The organism is Nocardia speluncae NBRC 108251, assembly GCF_001613245.1.
GTDB lineage: Bacteria > Actinomycetota > Actinomycetes > Mycobacteriales > Mycobacteriaceae > Nocardia > Nocardia speluncae.
Window position 1 is genome coordinate 133737 of sequence record NZ_BDBZ01000002.1, and the last position, 8187, is coordinate 141923.

The 8187-nt window shown below is 66.1% G+C and carries 7 protein-coding genes and 1 riboswitch; all 7 genes read right to left on the reverse strand.

Annotated features, from left to right (window positions below):
- Nucleotides 1-31: 31 nt before the first annotated feature.
- Nucleotides 32-406 carry a hypothetical protein gene (locus NS6_RS03490; RefSeq protein WP_157112606.1) on the reverse strand — a complete coding sequence of 125 codons (375 nt, stop codon included), beginning with the start codon at nucleotides 404-406 and terminating at the stop codon, nucleotides 32-34.
- 233 nt (nucleotides 407-639) lie between these two features.
- Complete coding sequence (locus tag NS6_RS03495; protein ID WP_068036324.1) at nucleotides 640-1365, reverse strand: DUF8817 family protein; 726 nt, start codon at nucleotides 1363-1365, stop codon at nucleotides 640-642.
- 47 nt (nucleotides 1366-1412) lie between these two features.
- The gene (locus NS6_RS03500) at nucleotides 1413-2015 is read right to left on the reverse strand and encodes a PadR family transcriptional regulator (protein ID WP_068036326.1); all 603 of its coding nucleotides are present in this window, start codon (nucleotides 2013-2015) and stop codon (nucleotides 1413-1415) included.
- A 466-nt stretch (nucleotides 2016-2481) separates the two neighbouring features.
- The gene (locus NS6_RS03505; RefSeq protein WP_068036328.1) at nucleotides 2482-3606 is read right to left on the reverse strand and encodes a bifunctional 2-methylcitrate synthase/citrate synthase; all 1125 of its coding nucleotides are present in this window, start codon (nucleotides 3604-3606) and stop codon (nucleotides 2482-2484) included.
- Complete coding sequence (gene prpB, locus NS6_RS03510; protein ID WP_068036330.1) at nucleotides 3606-4520, reverse strand: methylisocitrate lyase; 915 nt, start codon at nucleotides 4518-4520, stop codon at nucleotides 3606-3608. Before prpB ends, NS6_RS03505 begins: the two co-directional genes overlap by 1 nt.
- The gene (prpD, locus tag NS6_RS03515; RefSeq protein WP_068036332.1) at nucleotides 4520-6022 is read right to left on the reverse strand and encodes a 2-methylcitrate dehydratase PrpD; all 1503 of its coding nucleotides are present in this window, start codon (nucleotides 6020-6022) and stop codon (nucleotides 4520-4522) included. The genes prpB and prpD overlap by 1 nt, the downstream gene beginning before the upstream one ends.
- A gap of 172 nt (nucleotides 6023-6194) precedes the next feature.
- On the reverse strand, nucleotides 6195-7619 hold the full coding sequence (locus NS6_RS03520; RefSeq protein WP_174552568.1) for a short-chain fatty acyl-CoA regulator family protein: 1425 nt from the start codon (nucleotides 7617-7619) through the stop codon (nucleotides 6195-6197).
- 281 nt (nucleotides 7620-7900) lie between these two features.
- Nucleotides 7901-8070: riboswitch (cobalamin riboswitch) on the reverse strand.
- Nucleotides 8071-8187: the final 117 nt, after the last annotated feature.

The following is an 8187-nucleotide window of genomic DNA, read 5'->3' on the forward strand; positions in this document are numbered from 1 at the left end:
TTACGAACACCACGGCCGTCTCTTCGCGGCATCAGTGCTTGCGACCAGCCGAAACCGACAGGCTGGCCAGCACCCCGGCGGGCGCGAGAAGCACGGCTGCCCAAGCGACGTTGGAGGTGCGCTTCCGGTCGCACTTTCCCTCCATCCGATCCTTGTGCTCCCAGCTCGAACCCTGCTCGGCCAAGGGAATATCGCCCTTGACTTCCCTGTACGAATACGAACGAGTGCCGTCACCCTCGTAGAAAATCTTGCTGTTCCAGCCGGCCTGAACCACCGACTTGCACTCCACCTCCAGCTCGTCCTCCCCATAGAACGTCAATGTGATAGGCGTGAAGAGCAGAGCCAGCGCCCACACAGCCAGCACCCCGGAGACCACGCCGCAGCCGATCCTGAACTTCGCGGACATCGCGCACTCCCTCGTCCTTCTCGCTGTGCCGCGCCCCTCGGACAGTGCCCTGGAGGCCGTGCGGACGGTCGCCGAAAAACTGTACGCCGCCCCCACTTCCGCCGCGACAAATTCAACTATGTGTAGCCGGTGCAGACGCGTGGAGATCCCGGGAGGACACGGGAGTGGAGCAGGAAGGACAGGGAGAACATCGGGGGTGAGTTCCGATCGGCTGGGGACTTCGGACTTGCTCGCTAGGGTGCGAGTCCGACGACGGCCTCCAGGTCTTCGAGGCCGGCCAAGTCTGCCGTGAGTTCGCTGCGTTCGGCTTCGGTGAGGGGAACGGCGCGGGCTCGGGTGAGGGCATCGACCGCGGCGGTGGTGTCGTCGGCGCGGATGGCGAGTTCGGCGCGGTAGGCCAGCGCCGCGAGCAGTTCGCCGGCGGGCGCGCAATCATGCTTCCGGGCCAGCGTGGCGTCCAGGATTTTCGCCGCCTGCTGATTGTCGCCCTTGGAGTCGCCGAGCACGACGGCGTTCTCCAGCGCCCTGGCCAGCGTGCCGACTGCGGGCGCACCGGTGGTGCCGGTACCCGGGGACGAGAAGATCCGGATCCAGTTCCCGCCGGGGTCGACGACCGTGAACCCGGAGTAGTTGTCGGCGTTCTTACGTTTGCGCGGGCGGGTCATCCGCGGGATCCCGGAGACCAGGAGCTTGCCGTGGACCGCGCGCATGCCCGCGGCGAACGCTTCGAAAAGCTGCTGGGTGTCGGGCACGAGGACCACACAACTGCCGTAGGAGTCCTCGGGCCTGAAGTTCGGCATGCCGAAGAACTGCAGCTGGAGGTCTTCTCGCTGTAGGCCCACGCACGGGTACGGGCGAACCTGGTAGTAGGTTCGGGTGAAGCCGAGCATGGTGTAGAACTCGACGATCTCGTCGATGGGTCCGCAGGGAAGTAGCGGGACGGTTATCTCGTGGGCCATGACATTGCTCCGTGCCGAAGGGAAGGTTTCGCCGATACTCGCGGCCGCTACTCGGCCGGCTGTGCAGGGTGACGGGTGGGGGAACCGGGCTCGCCGGCCATGCTGAATGCGCCCTCTTCCAGGCGCTCGATCAGCCGCTGGGTCCACTGGGCGCCGGTATCGGCGGTCGCCAGCCACAGCGAGATGACCTCGCCCACCGGACCCCAGGCGTCCAGCTCCGTGTCTGCGGGCAGGTGTGCGGTGATGCCGGTGCGCCAGTCGCGCATCGCGCCGGCTCGGGTGCGCAGGACCTGCAAGGCCTGCTCCCGGGGCAGGTCCTCGATCAGGCCCACCGCGGCGCACAGGACGTCCAGCCGCGGCTCGCGGTCGGCCAAGGCCCGACGCAGGAGACCGAGGTACTCCTGCTCACCCTTGTCCGTCAACTCGTATTCGATCCTCGGTGGACCCCCGCCGACCGAGGGATCTGCATCGGCCGTCGCTGCCAGAAGGCCCTGCCCGGCCATGCTTTTGAGCGCGTGATATACCGAACCCGATGTAGCAGTGGACCACTCGTGTGCACCCCAGGACTCCAGATCCGCGCGGATCTGATAGCCGTGTGCGCGACCGCGCCTGCGCAGCGCTCCCAGGACCAGAAGTCGTACCGGCTTCATCGAACCCTTTCCGCGTGGATAGCCAAATTTGGCTACTTCAGGAACATACTCCACCGCGGGCGTATTAGCCAAACTTGGCTACACTGGATCGTGGGTCGCCGCCGCCCGTGCATCTCGCTCTCGTCCCGCTGCGTCGCCGGTGTCCACGCAAGGGTGACTGCTCAACGAGACCCCCGTCGCACGATCGTTGATCAGCGAAGATTGGGGATTGCGCCTATCCGGAACGCTCGATTGGTGAACTGCCGGGAGTCCTGTCCCGACCCCTGCGTCAGCAGGTGCCGGAAATCCCTGACGAACTCTTGCCTCGGCGCCGCCGAGAACGAAACGACACCCGCGCAGAGGGCGCGTAGTTTTCGCCCATACCCGAGTTACCTTTTCCCGACTCTGAACTCACCGACGGAGTCGTGCCCCTGCGCAGCTGGGGATCGAGCGAGCCGTTCGCCGAAACATCGCCGGCTCAGCTGCGTCAGGCCACGACCGGGCGCTGGGAGACGCCGACGTATTCGCTCAGCGGCCGGATCAGCGCATTCGATTCACCCTGTTCGATGATGTGGGCGGTCCAGCCGGTGATCCGGCTCATCACGAAGATCGGGGTGAACACCTCGATACCGAATCCCAGCAGATGGTAGGCGGGGCCGGTCGGGAAGTCGAGATTCGGTTTGATTCCGGTGGCCTCGTCCATCGTGCGCTCGAGGGCCTCGTACATCTGCACCCACTGCTGCCCGTCGGTGACCGCCGCGATGTCCAGGAACGCTTTCTTCATCGTGGGCACCCGGGAATCGCCGTTCTTGTAGACCCGGTGGCCGAAACCCATCACCTTTTCCTTCTTCGCCAGCTTCTCGCGCAGCCACGCCTCGGCCAGGCCGGGGTCGCCGATCTCGAGCATGTGATGCATGACGGCCTCGTTGGCGCCACCGTGCAACGAACCCTTCAGGGCACCGATGGCGGCGGTGACCGCGCTGTAGATATCCGACAGCGTCGAGGTGACCACCCGGGCGGCGAAAGTGGAAGCGTTGAAACTGTGTTCGGCGTACAGGACCAACGACACCTCGAACGCCTTCACCAGTTCCGGCGCGGGTACCGTGCCGAAACACATGTTCAGGAAGTTCTCGGCGTAACCCATATGCGAATGGGGTGCGATCGGGTCGAGGCCACGGCGGCGGCGGTGGTCGGCCGCGACGATGGTGGGCAGCACCGCGAGCATCCGCAACGACTTGGCGCGGTTCGCATTCGCCGAATTATCGTCCTCGGCGGGGTCTTCGGCGCCGATATAGCTGATCGCCGTCCGGACCACGTCCATCGGGTGACAGGTATCGGGCAATTTCGCCACCAGTGACAGCAGCGACCGGTCGGCGCGGCGCGAGGCCCGTTCCTGCTGCTGGAACCGCTCGAGTTCGGTGTCGGTCGGTAGCTCGCCGTACCAGAGCAGGTAGGCGACCTGTTCGAAACTGCAGTGGGCCGCGAGATCCTGCACGGCGTAACCACGATAGGTCAGCGAGTTCGTTTCCGGCACCACCTTGGAGATCGAGGTGGTGTCGACGACGATGCCTGCCAGACCTTTGTAGATGGTCGGTATCGCGGTGTCCGTCATCACTGGTCCCTTCCCAACATGAAATCGAAGACATCGGAATCGAATTCGTTGTAGCGCTCGTACTGCAGCAATTCGTAGAGGCGGCTGCGGTGCTGCATGCTGTCCAGCAGACCCGACTGAGTGCCTTCCGAGTAGATCTCTCGCAGGCCCGCCTCGGCGGCGTGCATCGCCAACCGCAGGGTCGAGACCGGGTAGATCACCGCGTTGTAGCCGATCGATTCCAGCGTGGCGGCCGGGATCAGTTCGGATTTGCCGAACTCGGTCATATTGGCCAGCAGCGGGGTCGATACGGCGGCGCGGAACTTCTCGAACTCCGCAGGGGTGTGCAACGCCTCGGTGAAGATCAGATCGGCGCCCGCGTCGGCGTAGGCTTTCGCCCGCTCGATCGCGGCATCGATTCCTTCGATCCCGGCGGCGTCGGTGCGCGCGCAGATCACGAAGCCCGGATCGCGGCGGGCCGAGATCGCGGCCCGCAGCCGGCGCACCATCTCCTCGGTGGGCACCACCGCTTTGCCGTCCAGATGACCGCACCGTTTGGGATTGACCTGGTCCTCGAGGTGGCAGCCGGCGATCCCGGCATCCTCCAGGACGGTGACCGTGCGGGCGGCGCTCATCGGTTCACCGAACCCGGTGTCCGCGTCGATGAGCACCGGCAGGTCGGTGACCCGCGCGATCTGGTGACCGCGCCCCGACACCTCGGTCAGCGTGGTCAAACCGATATCCGGCAATCCCAGATCGGCGGAGAGCACCGCACCGGAGACGTAGACCCCCTCGAAACCGATCTCTTGGATCAGTTTCGCCACCAGCGGGTTGAACGCGCCGGGGAACCGCTGGATCTTCCCGGAGCCCAGCCCGGTACGGAAAGCCGACCGCTTATCGGCCGCTGCGGTCGAGGCTGCGAGCAGGCCGGTCATCAGAACAGTCCTTTCGGGGAACGGGGCGCGCGGGCGAGCACATCCGCCGAGACGGTGAAAGTGAGCTCCGACAACTCACCGGCGGACAGCTCGCCCGCGCGCTGGACCACTTCGAGGAAGCGGTCCTGCTCGGCCGGATCAACAACCCCCTCGGCGAGGGTGCGGAATTTGGCGATGTACTGATCGCGGGCGAAGGGCCGCGCGCCCAGCGGGTGGGCGTCGGCGATCGCGAGTTCGTCGACGATCACCTCACCGCTCTTCAAGGTGACCTCGGCGCGCGCACCGAACGCCTTTTCGGCCGGGTCGGTGGAGTGGTAGCGGCGGGTCCACTCCGGGTCTTCGGCGGTGGAGATCTTGCGCCACAACTCGACGGTGTCCGGTCGCTGCGCGCGTTCGGGCGCGTAGGAGCGCTCATGATGCCAGGTGCCGTCCTGCAAGGCGACCGCGAAGATGTAGGGCACCGAGTGGTCGAGGGTCTCCCGCGACGCTGTCGGATCGAACTTCTGCGGATCGTTCGAACCGGTACCGATCACGACGTGGGTGTGGTGGCTGGTGTGCAGCACGATCGAGGCGATCTGATCCAGGTCGCCGATCCGGTCACGGAGGCGGCGGGCCAGATCGATCGGCGCCTGACTCTGGTACTCGGCGGAATGCTCCTTGGTGTAGGAGTCCAGGATCGCCCGCTTGGCCTCGCCCGGGCCGGGTAGCGGCACCGAGTACTCGGCCTTCGGGCCGCCCAGCAGCCAGGCGATCACACCGTCTTCGCCTTCCCAGATCGGGGACGGCGCGCCTTCCCCGCGCAGCGCGCGGTCCACGGCTTCCACGGCCATCTTCCCGGCGAACGCCGGAGCGTAGGCTTTCCAGCTCGAGATCTCGCCTTTGCGGGACTGGCGGGTCGCGGTGGTGGTGTGCAGCGCCTGCCCGATCGCCTGGTAGATCGTCTCCGTATCCAGTCCGAGCAGGGTTCCGATACCAGCGGCGGCCGACGGGCCGAGGTGGGCGACGTGGTCGATCTTGTGCTCGTGCAGGCAGATCGCGCGCACCAGGTCGATCTGGATCTCGTAACCGGTAGCCAGACCCCGGATCAGATCCCGGCCACTACCGCCCGCGTGCTGGGCGACCGCCAGGATCGAGGGAATGTTGTCGCCCGGATGTGAATACTCGGCAGCCAGGAAGGTGTCGTGGAAATCGAGTTCGCGCACCGCGACACCGTTGGCCCAGGCCGCCCACTCCGGGGAGAAGCGGCCGTCGACGCCGAACACGGTCGCGCCCGGCCGATACGGGTGCGCGAGTGCCTGGGCGCGGGCGTTGGTGACCGGACGCCGGGTCAGCGACGCCGCGGCGACGGCCGCGTTGTCGATGATCCGGTTGACGATCATCTCCTCGGTCTCCGCGGCAACATCCACCGGGTCGGTCGCCACCTCCGCGATCCGCAACGCCAGATGCTGCTCGCGGGGGAACTGCTCCGCGGAGCGGTGGGTACGGACGAGATGATTCTTCACAGTCCTCGGCCTCCAAGGGGATCGGCGTACTTGGCTCGATTCGGACGTTACAGACGCGAAAGAGCTGTGGAAATCCGTCGCAAAGGGCGAATTTTGTGGAGGCCGACCTGCAAAGTTGCGGAGTTTGTGGAGGGCAGCACCGGGCCGGAACAGTCACCGCAGTCACCCGCTGTCAGTCGGTTGATGCGGGCGCGTATGGGGTGTTCGCCGGACGGTTCTCATCGGCGGCAAGCGGCCGTCCGATCTGCGGGAACGCGCGTTGCGCACACGCGGTGCGTTCACAGACCCGGCATCCTGCACCGATCGGAACAGTGGCGGCCGCGTCATGGATCGGAAGGCCGTGGGAATAGACGAGTTCATCGGCGAAGGCGAGATCGCATCCGAGACCCACAGCGAAATCCCGCGAAGGCGAGAGATATCCGGGATTACTCTCCCCTGTCGTGCGCGCCAGCCACAGATACGTGCGCCCGTCGGGCATCTCCGCGATCTGGGTGCGGATCCGGCCCGGGGTGGCGAAAGCGTCGTGCACCACCCACAGCGGGCAACTGCCGCCCGTCCGGGAGAAGTGGAACGCGGTGGCGGACTGCCGTTTCGAGATATTTCCCGCGCGATCGGTGCGGACGAAGAAGAACGGCACGCCCCGCTGCCCGCGCCGCTGCAGCGTCGACAGACGGTGACACACGGTTTCGAAACCGACCTCGAATTGCGCTGCGAGTAGGTCGATGTCGTAGCGCAATGCCTCCGCCGCGCCGAGAAACAGCCTGTAGGGCAGGACGAGCGCGCCCGCGAAGTAGTTGGCCAGCCCGATACGCAGCAGCCGCCGCGACTCCGCGGGCAGCGCCGCCGTCTCGGTGAGCAGAGTTTCGATCACCTCGGACTGGGTGAGGAACGCCAACTGTGTCGCCAGCTGGAACGCACGCTGCCCAGCGGTGAGACGCCGCGCGAGCGTGAGCGTGCGCGCTTCCGGGTCGTAGCTCCGTTTGGGCCCGGGCCGCCCCGGATCCTGCGACCGGATCAGCACCGTCACCCCATGCTCGTCGCGCAGCAGTCGCGCCAGCTGTAGATCCAGCCCGCCGATACTCAACCGGCTCGCGGCGAAGAGATCCTCGGCGGCGGTATCGAGTGCGGGGATGTGGTTACGCCGGTCGTAGAAATAGTCGCGGACATCTTCATAGGGCATCGCGGTACGTGCATCCAGGACTGGACCGTCGAGTCCGGCAGTGAACTGCTCGAGCTGCCCGTTGGCCGCGCGCAGGTGCCGGTGCTGCCTGATCAGCAACCGCGCCGCCGACGGCGCCCGCGAAAGCAATTCATCCAGTTCGGCGCCGCTCACCGAGGCAGACTCGGGGTCCTCGGTGAACACCTCGTGCAGATCAGCCAGCAACCGAGCATCGGTTTCCGGCGCGAAGAACCCGACCTCCAAGTCGAATGTCGAGGTCAGACGCATCAGCACCGGCACCGACAACGGGCGCTGATCGTTCTCCAGCTGATTGACATAACTCAGCGACAGCCCGAGCGCCTTGGCCAGCCCGGATTGCGACAAGCTCCGCTGCTCACGCAGAGCACGAAGTCGGCCACCTGCATACATCTTCTCCACAGCCGGCATCCTTTCCATGATCGGCACCGGCTCGCCCACGCGATCCGCCGGTGTTCCGGCCGCACCGGCCCTCCGCTCCCAGGTGACCCGAACCGCATCGCGGTGAAGGATCCGAATGCGACGGCATGATGCGAACTCCTCGGGTGGCAGCCTGTGACCGTCACCGATGCGAGCGCGCGCGACGACTACACACCCGGCAAGACCCGGATGCGTGAGAATCGGCGTACCGCCTGATCCACGAGGCGACGACCGCCGGACACGTCGTGCCCGGCGCAGCCGGCAGGTCTTCGGACTCGTGGGCACCGACCTCGATCGGTCGACTCGGGACCTGTCACACTTCCCGAGCTGGTACTACCACGCCGTCGCTTCCCAGGACTCGGCCCAGTGCATGTGACGGCGGTCGCTCCCACTCACCGCTGCGGGACAGTCCCGGATTCCCACCGGGTTCCCTCTCACCCCCGCTCGCGGTCGCCCGACCTCGAGCAGAAAGGCTTCGACATCTCCCACCGCCGCAACAGCGCGAGACGAACCAGCTGCGCTCATCAGAATATCCCTGCTGGTGAACCCC